The sequence below is a fragment of the Streptomyces sp. NBRC 110611 genome, from assembly GCF_001590865.1.
In the GTDB taxonomy this organism is placed as follows: Bacteria; Actinomycetota; Actinomycetes; order Streptomycetales; family Streptomycetaceae; genus Streptomyces.
Genome location: NZ_BBUY01000012.1, coordinates 157,172 through 176,725, shown reverse-complemented (window position 1 = coordinate 176,725; position 19,554 = coordinate 157,172). Strand labels below are relative to the sequence as shown.

General features: G+C 72.7%; 13 protein-coding genes. 11 read left to right on the top strand and 2 right to left on the bottom strand.

Annotated elements, in window-relative coordinates:
* The first annotated feature begins 15 nt into the window (after positions 1–15).
* From AZE13_RS23470 to AZE13_RS23430, 9 genes are all read left to right on the top strand, one after another.
* Complete coding sequence (locus tag AZE13_RS23470) at positions 16–1,812, top strand: phosphatidylglycerol lysyltransferase domain-containing protein (protein WP_066935453.1); 1,797 nt, start codon at positions 16–18, stop codon at positions 1,810–1,812.
* A complete protein-coding gene (locus AZE13_RS37065; protein WP_066935450.1) occupies positions 1,809–2,573 on the top strand; it encodes a hypothetical protein in 765 nt (254 codons plus the stop codon). The genes AZE13_RS23470 and AZE13_RS37065 overlap by 4 nt, the downstream gene beginning before the upstream one ends.
* 9 nt (positions 2,574–2,582) lie before the next feature.
* Positions 2,583–3,377, top strand: a complete 795-nt coding sequence (locus tag AZE13_RS23460) for an adenosylcobinamide-GDP ribazoletransferase (RefSeq protein ID WP_066935447.1) — start codon at positions 2,583–2,585, stop codon at positions 3,375–3,377.
* A 209-nt stretch (positions 3,378–3,586) separates the two neighbouring features.
* Positions 3,587–5,128, top strand: a complete 1,542-nt coding sequence (locus AZE13_RS23455; RefSeq protein ID WP_066935444.1) for a leucyl aminopeptidase — start codon at positions 3,587–3,589, stop codon at positions 5,126–5,128.
* Between the two features lie 336 nt (positions 5,129–5,464).
* Complete coding sequence (lpdA, locus tag AZE13_RS23450; protein ID WP_066935441.1) at positions 5,465–6,853, top strand: dihydrolipoyl dehydrogenase; 1,389 nt, start codon at positions 5,465–5,467, stop codon at positions 6,851–6,853.
* Positions 6,854–6,906: 53 nt separating this feature from the next.
* A complete protein-coding gene (sucB, locus tag AZE13_RS23445; protein WP_066935438.1) occupies positions 6,907–8,652 on the top strand; it encodes a 2-oxoglutarate dehydrogenase, E2 component, dihydrolipoamide succinyltransferase in 1,746 nt (581 codons plus the stop codon).
* A 202-nt stretch (positions 8,653–8,854) separates the two neighbouring features.
* Positions 8,855–9,478 (top strand): GntR family transcriptional regulator, encoded by a 624-nt coding sequence (locus AZE13_RS23440; protein ID WP_066935435.1) that lies wholly within the window; start codon positions 8,855–8,857, stop codon positions 9,476–9,478.
* 345 nt (positions 9,479–9,823) lie between these two features.
* Positions 9,824–12,520 carry a pyruvate dehydrogenase (acetyl-transferring), homodimeric type gene (gene aceE, locus AZE13_RS23435; protein ID WP_066935432.1) on the top strand — a complete coding sequence of 899 codons (2,697 nt, stop codon included), beginning with the start codon at positions 9,824–9,826 and terminating at the stop codon, positions 12,518–12,520.
* A gap of 300 nt (positions 12,521–12,820) precedes the next feature.
* The gene (locus AZE13_RS23430; RefSeq protein ID WP_066935429.1) at positions 12,821–13,843 is read left to right on the top strand and encodes a helix-turn-helix transcriptional regulator; all 1,023 of its coding nucleotides are present in this window, start codon (positions 12,821–12,823) and stop codon (positions 13,841–13,843) included.
* 224 nt (positions 13,844–14,067) lie between these two features.
* Here the strand turns inward: AZE13_RS23430 and AZE13_RS23425 are convergent, their stop codons facing one another.
* Complete coding sequence (locus AZE13_RS23425) at positions 14,068–15,033, bottom strand: SDR family oxidoreductase (RefSeq protein ID WP_079124297.1); 966 nt, start codon at positions 15,031–15,033, stop codon at positions 14,068–14,070.
* 156 nt (positions 15,034–15,189) lie between these two features.
* Positions 15,190–17,247 (bottom strand): hypothetical protein, encoded by a 2,058-nt coding sequence (locus tag AZE13_RS23420; RefSeq protein WP_079124307.1) that lies wholly within the window; start codon positions 17,245–17,247, stop codon positions 15,190–15,192.
* Positions 17,248–17,618: 371 nt separating this feature from the next.
* On the opposite strand from AZE13_RS23420, the gene AZE13_RS23410 reads away from it, so the two are divergent.
* Positions 17,619–18,137, top strand: a complete 519-nt coding sequence (locus tag AZE13_RS23410; protein ID WP_066935420.1) for a DUF4240 domain-containing protein — start codon at positions 17,619–17,621, stop codon at positions 18,135–18,137.
* Between the two features lie 287 nt (positions 18,138–18,424).
* Positions 18,425–19,324 carry a TIGR01777 family oxidoreductase gene (locus AZE13_RS23405; RefSeq protein WP_066935417.1) on the top strand — a complete coding sequence of 300 codons (900 nt, stop codon included), beginning with the start codon at positions 18,425–18,427 and terminating at the stop codon, positions 19,322–19,324.
* The last annotated feature ends 230 nt before the right edge of the window (positions 19,325–19,554 follow it).

The following is a 19,554-nucleotide window of genomic DNA, read 5'->3' as shown; positions in this document are numbered from 1 at the left end:
TGTGGGAGACATCGCGTGAGCCGGGACCAGGGCCGTCCGCAGCACGGCCGTCCACAGCAGGACGAGGACCGTCAAGAAGACCGCCGTGGCCCCTGGTCGCGGCGCGGCGCCGGGTTCGGCATCTGGTATCTGCGCATGGTCACCTTCCTCAACCTGCTGGGCGCGGTGTGGGTGTCGTTCGGCAACGACATCCGCCGGCACAACGTCGACGAGTACGTCACGCCGTATCTGCTGACGGCCGGCTTCGCGTCCGGCGGTTTCTCGCTGCTGATGGCGGTGGCCCTGCGGCGCCGCAAGCGGGCGGCGTGGATCCTGAACCTGGTGCTGTCCGGGCTGCTGTCGCTGCTGTTCGGTGCGGCGCTGGTGGTGGACTCCGGGTTCCGTTCGCATCCGCAGAACTGGGTGTCGCTGCTGGCGACGCTGGTGTTCGCGGGCGCGCTGGTGGCCGGCCGGCGGGAGTTCGACGCCAGGGGCGACCGCGCGAACCCCAAGCTGGCGGCGGTGGTCGCGGCCGTCGGCCTGCCGGTCGCCTCGCTGCTGGCGGCGCTGCTGGTGACCGTCACCAACACCGCGCAGCCCGCCTCGTCGACGTTCGCGCAGCGCTGGGGGTACGGCCTGATGCGGCTGGTGTGGCTGGCCGGCGACGACCGGGACTTCCCCGGGATCGCCACCCCGAACTGGGCCAATGCCACGATCAATGTGCTGAGCACGCTGTTGCTGGTGGCGGTGCTGTTCGCGGCGTTCCGGTCGGTACGCAGCACCGAGCCGATCAGCGGGGACGACGAGGAACGGCTGCGCGCGCTGCTCGCCCGGCACGGCGACCGCGACTCGCTGGGCTACTTCGCGCTGCGCCGGGACAAGAGCGTGCTGTTCTCCCCCAGCGGGAAGGCGGCCGTCACGTACCGCGTGGTGGGCGGGGTGTCGCTGGCCTCCGGCGATCCGCTGGGCGACCCCGAGGCCTGGCCGGGGGCGATCGAGGTGTGGCTGGCCGAGGCCCGGGAGCACGGCTGGACGCCGGCCGTGATGGGCGCGAGCGAGGCGGGCGGCACCATCTACGCCCGGCACGGCCTGGACGCGCTGGAGCTCGGTGACGAGGCGATCGTGGAGACCGCGAAGTTCACCCTCGAAGGCCGGGCGATGCGCAGCGTGCGGCAAGCGCACCACCGCGTCCAGCGGGCCGGCTACACCGTCCGGATCCGGCGGCACGAGGACATCCCCGCGGACGAGATGGACCGCCTGCTGCGGCGGGCCGACGAGTGGCGGGACGGGGAGACCGAGCGCGGCTTCTCGATGGCGCTGGGCCGGCTCGGCGATCCGGCGGACGGGCGGTGCGTGATGCTGGAGTGCTCCGACGCCGACGGCACGCCGCGGGCGCTGCTCAGCTTCGTCCCGTGGGGCGCGCGGGGCCTTTCGCTGGACCTGATGCGGCGGGACCGCGACTCCGACAACGGGCTGATCGAGTTCATGGTCCTGCAGCTGATCCAGCGTGCGAACGAGGTGGAGGTCACTCAGCTCTCACTGAACTTCGCGATGTTCCGTTCCGTCTTCGAACGCGGTGCGCGGCTCGGCGCGGGCCCGGTGCTGCGCCTGTGGCGCTCACTGCTCGGTTTCTTCTCGCGGTGGTGGCAGATCGAATCGCTCTATCGCGCCAACGCGAAATACCGGCCGATCTGGGAGCCGCGGTACATGCTCTTCGAAAAGAGCACCGATGTGCTGCGGATCGGTCTCGCCGCCGCCCGCGCGGAAGGCTTTCTGGAAGCACCCGGTCTGCCCAAGTGGCTCGGCCGCAAGCACCTGGAGAACGTGAGATGAGCTCGGCTGGGGCGGGGCGGCGGGTGGCACCCGCGCCGCGGCGGCGGGAGGAGTCCGTCCTGCGCCGTGCCGCGCGGGCCGAGTGGGGCCCGCTCTTCGGGACGGTGCGGTCCGCGCTGGCCGCGAAGAAGCTGCGGGCGATTCCGCTGACGCTCACCGCGATCTGCCTCACGGTGGTCTTCCAGTTCGTCCAGAACCAGGCCTGGGGCTATCGGACGGTCCAGGACATCGGCGCCATCCAGGCCTGGGAGCACCTGTGGGTGGCGCTGCTGCGCACCCCGCTGTCGCTGTTCGTGCCGGCGCTGGACCTTCCGGTGTGGGGCGCGCTGGCCCAGATCCTGGTCGTCTTCGGGATCGCGGAGATCTGTGTGGGCCGGCGGCAGACGCTGCTGATCGCGTACGTGGCCACGCTCTGCGGGACGATGTACGCGCGGATCGGCATCTGGATCGGCCCGCAGAGCCCCGTCGGGCTGCCCGACGCGGACAAGTACGCCACCGACACCGGGCCGTCGGCGGCCGTGGTGGGGCTGGCGGTCTTCGTCTGCTGGCGCTACCGGGCGTGGTTCACCGCCGCGCTGGTGGTGTTCGCGATGATCTTCGAGGTGGTGTTCATCAAGAACAACCTGGCCGGCAAGGAGCATCTCGCGGCGATCCTCGGGGTGCTGGTGGTGTCCGGCGCCTGGGAGGTGTGGCAGCGCCGGCGGCGGCGAGCCCCCGAAGCCGCGGGGGCGGGCGGCGAAGGCGGCGGCCCCCGGCGATAGCCTGCCGCGGTGACCGAGACCCCCGCTCCCCCGGCCCCTTCCGACGCCCTGCGCTTCGCCTTCGGCACGCTGACCGTGCTGCCGGTGCGGGTCACCCGCTGGGACCGGGCGGCGGCGCGCGGCGGGATGCTCTGCGCACCGCTGGCCGGGCTGGTGGTCGGGCTGTGCGCGGCGGCGCTCGGCGGGGCGGTGCTGCTGCTCGGCGGCGGGCCGCTGCTCGCCGCGGTCGGCAGCGCCGTGGTGCCCGCCGTCCTCACCCGTGGCCTGCATCTGGACGGGCTCGCCGACACCGCGGACGGCCTGGGCAGCGGCAAGCCCGCCGAGGACGCGCTGCGCATCATGAAGCGGTCCGACATTGGTCCGTTCGGGGTCGTCACCCTGCTGTTCGCCCTGCTGGCCCAGGTGGCCGCGCTGGACCGGCTGTTCGCCGGCGGCTGGGCGTACGGCGCGCTCGGGGCGGCGGTCGCGGCGGTCACCGGGCGCGCCGCGCTGACCCTGGCCTCCCGTACGGGAGTGCCGGCGGCCCGTCCGGAGGGGCTGGGCGCGGCGGTCGCCGGAACGGTCCCGGTGCGGGCGGCGGCGCTGTGTGCCGGGCTGGTGGTCGTCGGCTGCGCGGCCGCGGGTGCCGGCTTCGGCCCGTACGGCGCGCTGCACGCCGCGGGTGCCGCGCTGGCCGGGCTGGCGGCCGGCGAGCTGCTGCTGGGGCACTGCCGGCGGCGGTTCGGCGGGGTGACCGGGGATGTGTTCGGCGCGCTGGCGGAGAGCGCGGGGCTGGCGGCGCTCATCGCACTGACGCTGGGCTGACCTTGACTCCCGCTCAACTCCCTTGTTTTCAGGGGAAGTTCATGGGCCACCCCGGCCCGTACGGCACCGGGGGCGGCGCACCGCCGCGCAGCGGTACGGCATTCCGCCTTCCCTGGGGCCGGGCCTGGCGGCGCCGCCAAGCGTAGGCTCGGCCGCAGCAGCGCCCCAGGCGCGAACGGATTCCCGGACGGAACAGGACTCTCATCACCGTGACTGCACTGACCCTCAGTACTTCTTCCGCCGCGACGGCGCGTGCGGACGCCGTCGTCGTCGGCGTGGCCAAGGGCGCCAAGGGCGTCGTCGTCGCTCCCGGCGCGGAGGCCGTGGACAAGGCCTTCGGCGGCAAGCTCGCCGCCGTGCTGGAGACCCTCGGCGCGACCGGTGCCGAGGGCGAGGCGACCAAGCTGCCCGCCGCCGACGGCCTCAAGGCGCCGGTCGTGCTGGCGGTCGGCCTCGGCGACGCCCCGGCGAAGGGCGACGCCTATGACAACGAGGCGCTCCGGCGGGCCGCGGGCAGCGCCGCCCGTGCGCTGGCCGGCAGCAAGAAGGCCGGCTTCGCGCTGCCGGTCGAGGACGCCGAGGCGGCCGCCGCGGTGAGCGAGGGCGCGCTGCTCGGCGCGTACGCCTTCACCGCGTACCGCAGCAACAGCGGCCAGGGCACCAAGGGCGGCAAGAAGAACGACACCGCGTCGCAGCCGCTGGCGGAGGTCGCGATCCTCGGCGCCAAGCCGCGCGACAAGGAGTTCAAGGCGGCCGCCGCGCGCGCCCAGACGCTGGCCGCGGAGGTCAACCGCGCCCGCGACCTGATCAACACCCCCTCCAACGACCTCGACCCGAAGGCGTTCGCGGCTCAGGCGCAGGCCGCGGCCAAGGAGTTCGGCCTCAAGGTCGAGGTGCTGGACGAGAAGGCGCTCAAGAAGGGCGGCTACGGCGGTCTGCTGGGCGTCGGCCAGGGCTCGGACGCCCCGCCGCGGCTGGTGCGGATCGCGCACACGCACCCGAAGGCGAGCCGGACCCTGGCGCTGGTCGGCAAGGGCATCACGTACGACTCGGGCGGTATCTCGCTCAAGCCGGCCGGCCACAACGAGACCATGAAGTGCGACATGAGCGGTGCGGCCGCGGTCTTCGCCGCGGTGGTGGCCGCCGCCCGGCTGGGCCTGGAGGTGAATGTCACCGGCTGGCTGGCGCTCGCCGAGAACATGCCGTCCGGCACCGCCACCCGCCCCGGCGACGTGCTGACCATGTACAGCGGGAAGACCGTCGAGGTGCTCAACACCGACGCCGAGGGCCGGCTGGTGCTGGCCGACGCCCTGACCCGGGCGTCGGAGGAGTCGCCGGACGCGATCGTGGACGTGGCGACGCTGACCGGTGCGATGGTGCTGGCGCTGGGCCACCGCCACTTCGGGATCATGGCGAACGACGACGCCTTCCGCGCCTCGATCCACGAGATCGCGGAGGAGGTCGGCGAGCAGTCCTGGCCGATGCCCATGCCCACCCACCTCCGCAAGGGCATGGACTCGCCGGTCGCCGACCTCGCGAACATGGGCGAGCGGATGGGCGGCGGCCTGACCGCCGGGCTCTTCCTGAAGGAGTTCGTCGGCGAGGGCATCACGTGGGCGCACCTCGACATCGCGGGCCCGGCCTTCCACGAGGGCTCGCCCTGGGGCTACACCCCCAAGGGCGGCACCGGCTCCGCCGTGCGCACCCTGGTGCGGCTCGCCGAGCGCACCGCCGCGGGCGACCTCGGCTGACGCCGTTCCGGCCGCCCCGTCGTGTCCGTACGGCCCCGAGCGCACCGCCCGGGGCCGTCGGTGTGCGTACGGCGGGTGCGGGGGCGCGACGGAGGCGGCCGGGTGTTCGCCCTCGACGAAATCCGACCCCGTTACGCACGAGTAGGACCTCTCGGGCGGCCGATCGGCCGCCCGGAGCCCGGCCCGCCGTCCCGGCTTCGTTGAACAAGTGCGAAGATGGGTTCTCGGCAGGACAGGGCCCCCCTTACCCAGGGCCGACGTGAAAGCGGCCGAACACCAGCCGCGATCCGGTCATCGAAGACCGGCTCCGGCGCACCCATGCATGGAGGACGTGACGTGGCGAACGACGCCAGCACCGTTTTCGACCTAGTGATCCTCGGAGGCGGTAGCGGTGGTTACGCCGCTGCCCTGCGCGGGGCGCAGCTGGGCCTCGACGTCGCCCTGATCGAGAAGAACAAGCTCGGCGGCACCTGCCTGCACAACGGCTGCATCCCCACCAAGGCTCTGCTGCACGCCGGTGAGATCGCCGATCAGGCTCGTGAGGCCGACCAGTTCGGTGTCAAGACCACTTTCGAGGGCATTGACATCGCGGGCGTCCACAAGTACAAGGACGAGGTCATCTCGGGCCTGTACAAGGGCCTGCAGGGCCTGGTCGCCTCCCGCAAGGTGACGTACATCGAGGGTGAGGGCCGGCTGTCCTCCCCGACCTCCGTCGACGTGAACGGCCAGCGCGTCCAGGGCCGCCACATCCTGCTGGCGACCGGCTCCACGCCGAAGTCGCTGCCGGGCCTGGAGATCGACGGCAACCGCATCATCTCCTCGGACCACGCGCTCAAGCTGGACCGCGTGCCGAAGTCCGCGATCGTCCTGGGCGGCGGCGTGATCGGCGTCGAGTTCGCCTCGGCGTGGAAGTCCTTCGGCACCGACGTCACCGTCGTCGAGGGCCTCAAGCACCTCGTCCCGGTCGAGGACGAGAACAGCTCCAAGCTGCTGGAGCGGGCCTTCCGCAAGCGGGGCATCAAGTTCAACCTCGGCACCTTCTTCGACAAGGCCGAGTACACCGCCGACGGCGTCAAGGTGACGCTCGCCGACGGCAAGACCTTCGAGGCCGAGGTGCTGCTGGTCGCGATCGGGCGCGGCCCGGTCTCCCAGGGCCTCGGCTACGAGGAGCAGGGCGTGGCGATGGACCGCGGCTACGTCCTGGTCGACGAGTACATGCAGACCAACGTGCCGACCATCTCGGCCGTCGGTGACCTCGTCCCGACCCTCCAGCTCGCGCACGTCGGCTTCGCCGAGGGCATGCTGGTGGCGGAGCGGCTGGCCGGCGAGAAGGTCGTGCCGATCGACTACGACGGTGTGCCGCGCGTGACGTACTGCCACCCCGAGGTCGCTTCGGTGGGCATCACCGAGGCCAAGGCCAAGGAGCTGTACGGCGCCGACAAGGTCGTCGCTCTGAAGTACAACCTCGCGGGCAACGGCAAGAGCAAGATCCTCAAGACCGCGGGCGAGATCAAGCTCGTCCAGGTCAAGGACGGTGCCGTGGTCGGCGTCCACATGGTCGGTGACCGTATGGGCGAGCAGGTCGGCGAGGCCCAGCTGGTCTACAACTGGGAGGCCCTGCCGGCCGAGGTCGCGCAGCTCGTGCACGCGCACCCGACGCAGAACGAGGCGCTCGGCGAGGCCCACCTGGCCCTGGCCGGCAAGCCCCTCCACTCCCACGACTGACGCCACCCGGGCGCGACGACCACAACAGCAATTCGTAAGGAGCAACTGAAACCATGGCGGTTTCCGTAACCCTTCCGGCGCTCGGCGAGAGCGTCACCGAGGGCACCGTCACCCGCTGGCTGAAGGCCGAGGGTGAGCGCGTCGAGGCCGACGAGCCGCTGCTCGAGGTGTCGACCGACAAGGTCGACACCGAGATCCCGGCCCCGGCCGCCGGCATCCTGTCCGCCATCAAGGTGGCCGAGGACGAGACCGTGGAGGTCGGCGCCGAGCTGGCCCTCATCGACGACGGCACGGGCGCCCCGGCGGCTGCGCCGGCTCCGGCCGCCGCCGAGGCCCCGGCCCCCGCCGCGCAGCCCGAGCCCACCCCGGCTCCGACCGCCGCCGAGGCCCCGGCCGCCCCTGCGGGCGCTGCCGAGGGCACGGACGTCACCCTCCCCGCGCTCGGCGAGAGCGTCACCGAGGGCACCGTCACCCGCTGGCTGAAGGAGGTCGGCGAGGAGGTCGAGGCCGACGAGCCGCTGCTGGAGGTCTCCACCGACAAGGTCGACACCGAGATCCCGGCGCCGGTCTCCGGCACCCTGCTGGAGATCGTGGTCGGCGAGGACGAGAGCGCCGAGGTCGGCGCCAAGCTCGCCGTGATCGGTGCGAAGGGCGCGGCTCCGGCTGCCGCCCCGGCTCCGGCGGCTCCGGCCCCCGCTGCCGCTCCGGCCCCGGCCGCGGCTGCCCCCGCTCCGGTCACCCCGGCTCCGGCCGCCGCTGCCCCGGCGCCCGCCGCCCCGGCTGCCCCGGCACCGGCACCGGCGCCCGCCGCCCCGGCCGCTCCGGCCGCCGCCCCGGCGCCTGTCACCCCGGCTCCGGCCGCGGGTGAGGCCGAGGGCGCGTACGTCACGCCGCTGGTGCGCAAGCTCGCCGCGGAGAGCGGCGTCAACCTCGCCACGGTCCAGGGCACCGGCGTCGGTGGCCGGATCCGCAAGCAGGACGTCATCGCCGCCGCCGAGGCCGCCAAGGCCGCCGCGCCGGCTCCGGCCGCGGCCCCGGCCGCCGCGCCGAAGGCCCCGGTGCTGGAGGTCTCGCCGCTGCGCGGTCAGACCGTCAAGATGCCGCGCATCCGCAAGGCCATCGGCGACAACATGATGAAGGCCCTGCACGGCCAGGCGCAGCTGACCTCCGTGGTCGAGGTGGACATCACCAAGATCATGCGGATGCGCAACAAGGCCAAGGACGCCTTCGCGCAGCGTGAGGGCGTCAAGCTCTCCCCGATGCCGTTCTTCGTCAAGGCCGCTGTCCAGGCGCTGAAGGCCCACCCGGTCGTCAACGCCCGGATCAACGACGACGAGGGCACCATCACCTACTTCGACACCGAGAACGTCGGTATCGCGGTGGACGCGGAGAAGGGCCTGATGACCCCGGTCATCAAGGGTGCGGGCGACCTGAACATCGCCGGTATCGCCCGTAAGACGGCGGAGCTGGCGGGCAAGGTCCGCTCCAACAAGATCAGCCCGGACGACATGTCCGGCGCGACCTTCACCATCTCCAACACCGGTTCGCGCGGCGCGCTGTTCGACACCGTCATCGTGCCCCCGAACCAGGTCGGCATCCTGGGCATCGGCGCGACCGTCAAGCGCCCGGTGGTCATCAACCACCCGGAGCTCGGCGAGACCATCGCGGTGCGCGACATGACCTACCTCGCGCTCTCCTACGACCACCGTCTGGTGGACGGCGCCGACGCCGCCCGCTACCTGACCACGGTCAAGCAGATCCTGGAGGCCGCCGAGTTCGAGACCGAGATCGGTCTCTAAGCACGGCAGGCAGGTTCAGCAGGGGCCGGTCCCGGTTCGTCCGTCGACGAACCGGGACCGGCCCCTTTTGCGTCCTCATCTCCGCACGTCAACGTCCCGGACGCCGGCTTTCGCAGCCGGCTCCCGCGCTGGTCCGTGTCCCGGATAATGGCCCCCACCAGCGGCCCCGGCCCTCGCCACCCCCGCTCTGAAGGAGCACCTCATGACCCCGCCCGTCGTCCATTCGCTGCGCGAGCAGATCCGCGAGCACATCCTTGAGGGGATCGTCAGCGGCCGCTGGCAGCCGGGTGAGCGGATCGTGGAGCGGCGGATCGCGGTGGAGCTGGAGGTCAGCCAGACGCCCGTACGGGAGGCGCTGCGCGAGCTGGAGTCGCTCCAGCTGATCGAGTCGGCGCCGAACAAGGGCGTCCGGGTACGGAATCTGACCGCGGACGATCTCAAGGAGAGCTACCCGGTGCGGGCCGGGCTGGAGCAGGTGGCCGCGGAGCTGGCCGCCGGGCGGCTGGCCGAGGACACCTCGGCGCTGGAGCGGGAGGTGGCCGCGCTGCGGGAGGCGGAGCGGGCGGCCGACGGGGAGGCGCAGGTGCGGCATACGGTGGCCTTCCACCGGGAGATCGTGCGGGCGGCCGGGAACTCCGTGCTGCTGCACACCTGGGAGTCGCTGGGCATCGAGGTCTGGACGACGCTGTCGATCCGCTGGTTCAGCCCGGAGCACCGCTCGCACGCCCAGGAACACCAGGAGATCGTGGACGCGTTCCGGCGGCGCGATCCGAAGATCGGCAGCCTGCTGAAGGCGCATGTGCTGAGCTGCGCACCGAGGGTCTGAGACCGGAGGGGCCGCTCTCCGAGAGGCGAGGTGTGCACCCAGGGTCCGGGCGGGACTGCGGGGCGTAGCGGAGGCGGGCTCCGGAGCTGGCACCGCGTGCCGAGATTTGTGACACCCCGTGCCGACCTGCGGTTTTTGACCCGGTCGACGTTGATCGATCATCGATCAGGGGCGTATCGTCGTCCGCTGGGGCGCGACACCCTGCCTGTCGAACCTGCTGAACCTGCCGAACCTGCAACTGCCGAACTCGCACCGGGTGTCGTCGAGACCCCGCCGTCGCCCCAGGGCGCGGCCGAGCCTCGACGGCACCCCCGGAGCTTCCCCCCGTCCGGAAAGGGGCCACCCATGCCCGATCCCGTGCGCCTGCCGTACAGCCAGCTCGACCAGCTCCCGGACCGCGACCCCGAGGAGACCGCCGAGTGGCGCGAGTCGCTTGACGCGGTCACCGAGGCAGCGGGCCCGCACCGCGCCGCGTACCTGATGCGCCGCACCCTGGAGGAGTCGGGGCTCACCCTGCCCCAGCTCCTGGAGAGCGACTACCTCAACACGATCCCCACCTCCGCCGAGCCCGCCGTGCCGGGCGACGAGGCGATGGAGGCCCGGATCGCCGCGTGGAACCGCTGGAACGCGGCCGCGATGGTCACCCGTGGCTCGAAGTACGGGGTCGGCGGCCACATCGCCACCTTCGCCTCCGCCGCCTGGCTCTACGAGACCGGCTTCAACCACTTCTTCCGCGGCAAGGAAGGCGACGGTTCGGGCGACCAGCTCTACATCCAGGGCCACGCCGCCCCGGGCATCTACGCCCGCGCCTTCCTCGACGGCCGCCTCACCGAGGAGCACCTCGACAACTTCCGCCGGGAGGCCGGCGGCAAGGGCATCCCGTCCTACCCCCACCCGCGCCGCCTGCCCTGGCTGTGGGAGTTCCCGACGGTGTCGATGGGCCTCGGCCCGCTGTCGGCGATCTACCAGGCGCGCTTCAACCGCTACCTCACCAACCGCGGCATCAAGGACGTCTCGGCCTCCCACGTGTGGGCGTTCCTGGGCGACGGCGAGATGGACGAGCCGGAGTCGACCGCCGCACTGGCACTCGCCTCCCGTGAGGGCCTGGACAACCTCACCTTCGTCATCAACTGCAACCTGCAGCGCCTGGACGGCCCGGTCCGCGCCAACTTCAAGATCGTGCAGGAGCTGGAGGCCCAGTTCCGCGGCGCCGGCTGGAACGTCGTGAAGTCGCTGTGGGGCAACGCCTGGGACGAGCTCTTCGCGCTCGACACCACGGGTGCCCTGGTGCGCCGGCTGCGCGAGGTCCCGGACGCGCAGGTGCAGACGTACCAGACGCGCGACGCCGCCTACATCCGCCAGGACTTCTTCGGCTCCGACCCGGCGCTCGTCGAGATGGCCGGACTCCTGAGCGACGACAAGATCCTGGAGTGCTTCCACCTGTCCCGCGGCGGCCACGAGCCGCGCAAGGTGTACGCCGCGTACAAGGCCGCGCTGGAGCACAAGGGCGCCCCGACGGTGATCCTGGCCCAGACGGTCAAGGGCTTCACGCTCGGCGAGGGCTTCGCGTCCAAGAACGCCAACCACCAGATGAAGAAGCTGACGGTGGACGAGTTCAAGAACATGCGTGACCTTCTTGAACTGCCCATCTCCGACAGCCAGTTCGTCGACGGCCAGGTCCCCTACGGCCACCCCGGCGCCGACTCCCCCGAGGTCCGCTACCTCCAGGAGCGCCGCGCCGCCCTCGGCGGACCGGCCCCGGCCCGCCGCACGCACGCGATCGCCCCGCTGCCCACCCCCGCCGAGAAGGCCTTCGCCTCCTTCGACAAGGGCTCCGGCTCCCAGAACGTGGCGACGACCATGGCCTTCGTCCGCCTGGTCAAGGACCTGGTCCGGGACAAGGAGACCGGCAAGCGCTGGGTGCCGATCGTCCCCGACGAGGCGCGCACCTTCGGCATGGAGAGCCTCTTCCCCTCCCTCGGCATCTACTCGCCCAAGGGCCAGACGTACGAGCCGGTCGACCGCGACCAGCTGATGTACTACAAGGAGGCCAAGAACGGCCAGATCCTCAACGAGGGGATCACCGAGGCCGGTTCGATGGCGGACTTCATCGCCGCTTCGACGTCGTACGCGACGCATGGCGAGGCGATGATCCCCTTCTACATCTTCTACTCGATGTTCGGCTGGCAGCGCACGGCCGACCAGATGTGGCAGCTCGGTGACCAGCTCGGCCGCGGCTTCCTCGTCGGCGCCACCGCCGGTCGCACCACCCTGACCGGTGAGGGCCTGCAGCACGCGGACGGCCACTCGCCCGTCATCGCCGCGACCAACCCGGCCGCGCTGACGTACGACCCGGCGTTCGCGTACGAGGTGGCGGCGATCGTCAAGGACGGTCTGCGCCGGATGTACGGCGAGGCCAAGCCGGGCGAGGACCCGAACGTCTTCTACTACCTCACGGTCTACAACGAGCCGCTGCCGCAGCCCGCCAAGCCGGCCGGGCTCGGGATCGACGAGGGCATCGTCAAGGGCCTGTACCGGTTCAACACAGCGGAGTCCGCGGGCCTGGACATCAGCGCCCCCGACGCGCCGCGCATCCAGCTGCTCGGCTCGGGCACGGGGATCCACTGGGTCCTCAAGGCACAGCAGCTGCTCGCCGAGGAGTGGGGTGTGGCCGCCGATGTGTGGTCCGCGACCTCCTGGAGCGAGCTGCGGCGTGACGCCCTGGAGGCGGACGCGGCGCTGCTGCGCGGCGAGGAGCGTGTCCCGTACATCCGCCAGGCGCTGCACGGCGCCGAGGGCCCGGTCCTCGCGGTCTCCGACTACATGCGCCAGGTCCCGGACCAGATCGCGCAGTGGGTCGAGCAGGACTACTCCTCGCTCGGCGCGGACGGCTTCGGCCTGTCCGACACCCGTGACGCGGCCCGCCGCCACTTCGGCGTCGACGCCGAGTCGGTCGTGGTCGCCGCGCTGGCCCAGCTCGCCCGCCGCGGCGAGGTGGCCGTCTCCGCGGTCAAGGAGGCCCGCGAGCGCTACGGGCTCTGAACGGGCTCTGAGCGCGACACAGCGGCTCCCCGTAGGACGCACGTGCCGCGTATGACGCGGGTGACGCGTATGACGCAGGTGGCCCCGGCCGACACCGGGCGCCACCCGCGCCTACGGGGGACCTGAAACTCCCGTGCGGAGGCGGCGTTCCCCGCGCCCGGATCCTCCGCCCGGGAACCCACGGCCCGGCCGGCCACGCCCTGACTACGGCCGGGCCTTTCCCTTGTCCGGCGCCGGGGCGCACGCTGCCGGTGAGCGCTGTCAGTGGGCGCTGTCAGTGGGCGGCGGCATCATGAGGGCATGCGTGCTGCACGGCTGATCAAGATGGTGTTGCTGCTCCAGTCGCGGCCGTCGATGACGGGCGCCGAGCTGGCGCGGGAGCTGGAGGTCTCGGAGCGTACGGTCGCACGGGACGTGCTCTCCCTCTCCGAGGCCGGAGTTCCGGTCTACGCCGACCGCGGGCGGGCCGGCGGCTATCGCCTCATAGGCGGCTACCGCACCCGCCTCACCGGCCTCGGCCGGAGCGAGGCGGAGGCGCTGTTCCTGTCCGGAGTGCCCTCCGCGCTGCGCGAGATGGGCCTGGCGGACGCCGCGTCCGCCGCCCGGCTGAAGGTCTCCGCCGCGCTGCTGCCCGAGCTGCGGGGCGCCGCGACGGACGCCGCCCAGCGCTTCCACCTCGACGCGCCCGCCTGGTACCAGGAGCCCGAGACCCCCGCCCTGCTGCCCGCCCTCGCGGACGCGGTCTGGGACGACCGCCGGATCGTCGCCCGGTACCTCCGCAAGGACACCGAGGTGCAGCGGGAGTTGGAGCCGTACGGACTCGTACTGAAGGCCGGGGTCTGGTATCTGGCGGCGCGTACCCAGGGCGACTTCCGGGTGTACCGAGTGGACCGCTTCATCGCGATCGACTCCATCACGTTCGACTCCATCGCGACCGACAGCGAACACCCTGAAAGCGGTGGGCGTGGCCGGTTCGCGCGCGAGGCGTCGTTCGATCTGCCGGCGTTCTGGGCGGAACGGGCCGAGCAGTTCGCGCGCTCGCTCCTGCGCGAGGAGGTGGTGGTACGGCTCTCCGCGCGCGGTGTGCTGCAGCTGCCGTACGTCACGGAGCGCGCGGCGGCCCGCGAGGCGATCGACAAGGCCCGGGCGGCCGGCGGACCCGACGAGCACGGCCGGCTGACCGTCACGCTGCCCGTGGAGTCCGCCGAGGTGGCCTACGCCCAACTCCTCGCACTCGGCCCGGAAGGCGAGATACTCGCCCCCTCCGAACTCCGCGCCCGCTTCACCACCGCCGCCCACCGCACAGCGGCCCTGTACACATAACTCACGGCTCACAGCCCAGAGCGCACGGCCCAGAGCTAACGCTCAGCGCTCATGGCCATAGCCCGCTGCCCCGCAGGACGCAGCCCGCAGGATTGTTACGGGAATACCGCCCTGCCTCAGTCTGTTGTGGCCCCGCAGGGGGCGCTTGCGACCCTTAGGGGATCTGTTCGACCGCCCCGTAAGGGAAACTCCGGAGTTCAGCGAGAGTTCCCCGATACCTCCCCCTAACGGTAGTCCGCCTCCGTCCCCGCCTTCCCGCCCATGACCACGTCCTCGAAGTAGCCGAAGGCGTCCGGGCGGGAGCCGTCGGTGTCGGTGAAGTCGTACTCCTTCGCCAGCTGGCCGCTGGAGAGGGACTGGCCGCTCCAGCGCCGCTTGTCCGGGTCGGCGGCGAGTGCCCGTACGGCACGGCCGATCAGCGCCGGCGATTCGGCGATCGCGAAGTGCGGCTCCTTGGCGATCGCATCGCGCCAGGTCTCCTCCGTCACCCCGAAGTGGTCCAGCATCTCCTCGGACCGCAGGAAGCCGGGGGTGAGCGAGACCGCCGTGCCGCCGTACTCCTTCAATTCGGCGGCGAGGCCGAAGGCGATGCGGTGCGGTGCGTTCTTGGTCAGGTCGAAGCAGAGGTTGTCGCGGTAGACGCGGTTGAAGTCGACGGTGCCGTCGGTGATCTCGACGACCAGCCCGCCGGGCCGCCTGATCAGCAGCGGCAGCGCGTAGTGGCTGGTGATGACGTGGCTGTCGACGCCGAGGCGGAACATCCGCAGCCCGCTGTCCAGGTCGAGGTCCCAGAGCTTGGTGTTGAACTCGATCAGCCGGTCGCCGCCCCAGAGGCTGTTCACCAGGACGTCCAGTCGCCCCTGCTCGTCGTCGATGCGCTCGATCAGCGCCTTGACCTGGGCCGGCTCCAGATGGTCGGTCGGTACGGCGATCCCGGTGCCTCCCGCCGCGGTCACCAGTTCCGCGGTCCGCTCGATCGTCTCCGTGGGCCGGCCGACCTCACTGACCCGCTCGCGGGTCGTCCGCCCCGTGACGTACACCAGGGCGCCGGCCCGTCCCAGCTCCACGGCCATCGCCCGGCCCGCGCCCCGGGTCGCCCCGGCGACCAGCGCCACCCGGCCGGTGAGATCCGCCGCCACGGGCCGGTCGTCCGTACGCTCGGCCCGCGCCTGCTGCTGATGTCCCGTCATATGCGTTGCTCCTCGGTGTCGAATGCCCGGACCCGGCGGGCCCTCGTACGGCACGCCCCGACCCTGACAGCGAAACCCGACACCTTCTGTCTGGATTCCGGCACCGCGTTATTCCGGCGCCTCGTCATTCCAGGACCGGTATTCCTGCGCCGCTTCCTACGGCTCGACCGCGCGGACCGTCCTGCCGTCCCGCAGCCGTCCGACGACCGCGGTCTCCGCCCCGGTCTCCGCCCGGGTGTCCGGTCCGGCGGGCGCGGCGAGTGTGCTGGTCGTCCCGGCGGCCCGGACGCCGCCGCCCGTGGCGTCGAGGCCGCTCACGTCCCGGCTGCCGGCCGCGAGCAGGTACCACGTACCGGACTTCGCCTGCCAGCGGACGTCCCCGACGACGTGCGGGCCGAAGCGGCTGCAGGCGGCCGTGCCGGTGGCGCGTCCCGCGATCCGGCCGGGGTCGGTGGGCCGGGCGGCGGGCGGCAGGAACCGGACGGTGACGGTGCCGGGCCCGCGCCAGGTGTCGGCGCGGGAGCACACCCAGAACGCCCGCCCGCCGCCCTCGGGGAGGTCCTGTTCGGCGAACGCCCAGTCGTTGACGGACCGTACACCGGCCCCCCGGAGCGCCCCCAGCGAGCACGCGGTACGGGCCCAGCTCCGCAGCGCCGGGGCGTCGGTCGCCTCACGCGGCCCCCAGGCGGGATGCGGCCCCGCAGCGGAGGACGGCCCCTCGGCGGGTCCACCGGGTCCGCCGGGGGGTCCACCGGTGGGTCCGCCGGCGGGCCCCCCAGTCGAGGGCGGCGGCATATACGTCAGATGGACAGGTACGAGGTCGTCGAGGTCGGCCAGCAAGAAGGCCGGGGCGGCCGTCCCGAGCCGGGTCGAGGGGCGGAACTGCGCCACCGGCCACCGTCCGCACGGTGCGCCTGCCGGGGGTGGTGTGGCGATCCGGTCGGTGACGCCGTCCGGGGCGACGTGCAGCCCGTGCGGCGGGAGGCCCGGGGCCAGCAGGTCACGGGTGCCGACGTCGGAGATCCACGGTGCGAGCAGATAGCGCATCCAGCCGTTGCCGCGGCCGATCACCAGTCCCGCGCCGGTGGTCAGGTCGGCGTTGTCGACGCGTGCGAAGTGCAGGGTGGGGGTGGCGCCCTCGGGTTCGGCGTAGCGGACCAGGCGCTCGCCGTCGTGGAAGACCACCACCATGACGTTGTCGATCAGCCCGGCGTACAGCAGCTGCGGCGGGTGGCCGGGCGGGCGGGTGGAGGTGCCCGCGGCCGCCGTGATCCGGGCGTCGGCGGGCGGCGCCGCCCAGACCCGCAGCGCCCGCCCCAGCAGCTCCTTGTCACCGGCCTGCCGGCCGCGGGCGGGCCAGGCGGTGAAGTCGACCCGGGAGGTGTCGGCCCACTGCTCGTTGGGGGTGCGTACGAGCCGGGCCGGGTCCAGCGCCTGCTGGGCGGCGGTCCCGGTGCGGCCGGGCAGGTCCGCTCCCCCGCCCAACGCCGCCACCACACCGCCGATCGCCAGGACTGCGGCCAGCGCGGCGGAGGCGCGCAGCCGCTGCCGACGACGCAGCAGGTCCGTCGGCCGGGCCTGCACCGTGCACGGGTCGAACTCCCCCGAGGCCAGCAGCGCCGCGGCGCCGCCCTCGGTCTCCCGGTCCAGCCGCTCGGCCGCCCGCTGGGCCGCCTCCGGCTCCTCCGCCCCGGCCCGCCCCAGGACGGCACGCGCGGTGTCCTCGTCCAGGCCCTCCAGCTGCCACAGCCCGATGGCGGCCCGTACCGAGGCCGGGGCGGCGGACAGCGCCTGGTCCAGGGCGAGTTCCTCGGCACCACCGGCGCGCGGGAAGAGCCGCAACCCCCACACGACGGGGAGAAACGGCAGTCCCCACACGACGGGGAGGAGGGGCAGCCCCCGCACGTCGGGCAGGAGGGGCAGCCCCCGGCCCTGCCGCCGCTCGTACGCCAGGGCCAGCCGCAGGGTGCGCAGCCGCACCAGGTCGTAGCCCGTTTCGGGCACCGGACCGCGCTGCGCGGGCAGCCCGCCGGCCGGCCGGCGGCGCCCGGCCCGTGGCAGCGCCCGTTGGACCAGGCCGTGGGCGGTCAGGACCCGGCGGTGGCGCCCCATCGACGGGGGCAGTACGAGGTAGGCGAGACGGACGAGCCGTGGATAGTGCTCGACGATGGCCGCCTCGGCCCGTTCGAGAGGGGCCCGCGGGTCTTCGTCCATGGGCATGGGCATAGGCATGGGCATGGCCTGGGACAGCCCTTCGCGAATTGGCGGATTTTTCCGTCTATACCGTTTTGGTCATTGCAGGCCGTCCAACGAGTGGTGCTGGTGACGGTCACCCGCGACGGCTCATCGGTACGGAGCACCATCGACACGCCGCCCAGCCACCGCCCGGGCACCGCCGGACCGACTGACCGGCCCGCCCCCGACTGCCTGCCCCCCCGACTGACCGGCCTTCGCCCCGAACTGACCGGCCGTGGCCCCGTACCGCCCGCCACCGCCCGGTCGGCCACGCCCCCCGATAACGACCCCATCGCATCTGGGGCACTCCGCATGCGGCGGGCGGCGGCAGGACAGATGCTGGAGCGGTGATGGACGAGACGGAGTTCTGGGAGCTGATCGACGGTTCACGCGAGGTCGCCGAGGGCGATCCCCAGGAGCAGGCGGATGTGCTGGTCGAGCGGCTGCTGCAGCTCGACCCGGACTCCGTGCTGGACTTCGCCCGTCACTTCGAGGCGCGCTACCACCGCGCGTACACCTGGGACCTGTGGGCGGCGGCCGCGGTGCTCCTGGACGGCGCCAGCGACGATGTCTTCGACTACTTCCGGTGCTGGCTGATCGGCCAGGGCCGGGAGGTCTTCGAAGGCGCGCTGCACGACCCGGACGACCTCGCCGAGCTTCTGGACGACTTCGACGACGAGGTCGACGGGGACGGGGAGGAGCTGGGGTATGCGGCGGACGAGGCGTACGAGCAACTCACCGGGTCCCCCATGCCGGATCTGGGGCTTCCGCCGCAACCACGCGAACCGCTGGGCACCGTGATCGACTTCGAAGACGACGACGCCTTGGCGGAGCGCTTCCCCACCCTGTGGGACCGCTTCCGGCCATAGGTCCCTGCGCTACGCCCTGGCCATGGGTTCCCTTAAGGGGCGGTCGAACACATCCCCTAAGGGTCGCGAGCGCCCCCTGCGGGGCCACAACACAACGGGGGCGGGCGGCATTCCCGTGGCTCGCGGCAGGGTTCGCGGCGTGGCTCACGGCGTGGCTCGCGGCGTGCTCGCCGAGCCGCGCTCCCACATGACGGGCCGCGCTCCGGCACGGCGGGCCGCGCTCCGGCACGGCGGGCCACGCTCCGGCATGGCGGGCAGTGCTCCGGCATGGCGGGCAGTATGGCCCCATGCGGATCGCGATCACCGGCTCGTCCGGACTCATCGGCAAGGCACTCGTACGGTCCCTGCGCTCGGACGGCCACGATGTCGTCCGGCTCGTCCGCCGCGAACCGGAGGCCGTCGACGAGGTGCGCTGGGACCCCAAGGGGCAGGAGGTCGACACGGCCGGGCTGACCGGCTGCACGGCAGTGGTACATCTGGCCGGCGCCGGGGTCGGCGACCGCCGCTGGACGGCGGCGTACAAGCAGGAGATCCGGGACAGCCGGGTGCTGGGCACCCGGACCCTCGCCACGGCGCTCTCCTCCATGGCCGCCCCGCCGCGAGTCTTCGTGTGCGGTAGCGCGATCGGCTACTACGGCGACACCGGCGATCGGCGTACGGACGAGAGCGGGCCGGCCGGCTCCGGGTTCCTGCCGGAGGTCTGCGTGGCCTGGGAGCGGGCGGCGAAACCGGCCCAGGACGCGGGGATCCGTACCGTCTTCGCCCGCACCGGGCTGGTCGTGGCACGCTCGGGCGGCGCCTGGGGCCGGCTCTTCCCGATCTTCCGGCTCGGCCTGGGCGGGCGGCTCGGCGACGGCAGCCAGTACTGGAGCTTCATCTCCCTGCACGATGAGATCCGGGCGCTCCGCCACCTCATCGACACCGAGGAGCTGGCCGGACCGGTCAACCTCACCGCCCCGGAACCGGTCACCAACCGCGAGGTGACCGCCGTGATGGGCCACGTACTGAACCGGCCCACCCTGTTCGGCGTTCCGGCGCCGGTGCTGCGGATCGCTCTCGGGGACTTCGCCGAGGACGTACTGGGCAGCCAGCGGGTGGTGCCACGGCGGCTGCTGGACTCCGGCTTCACGTTCGACCATCCGCGCATCCTGGACGCGATCCGATCCGCCACACGGGACGCGCCCTGATGCCCTTACGCCTGACGTGCCGACGCGCTGACGTGCCGACGCGCCGACGTGTCGCTCCCCTCAAGGCATAGGGGCCGTACGGCCCGTCCAGGCCGGGTAGACGCCCCGTCTCCCCCGTCCCTTTCCCCACGGCGCCCCGGCGCGCCCCGGACGCCCCCTGCCGTAGCGGCCACCGCCTCCGTACCGTCCTCGCACGCACCACTCGGCATTCCGCACTGGCATTCCAGGGT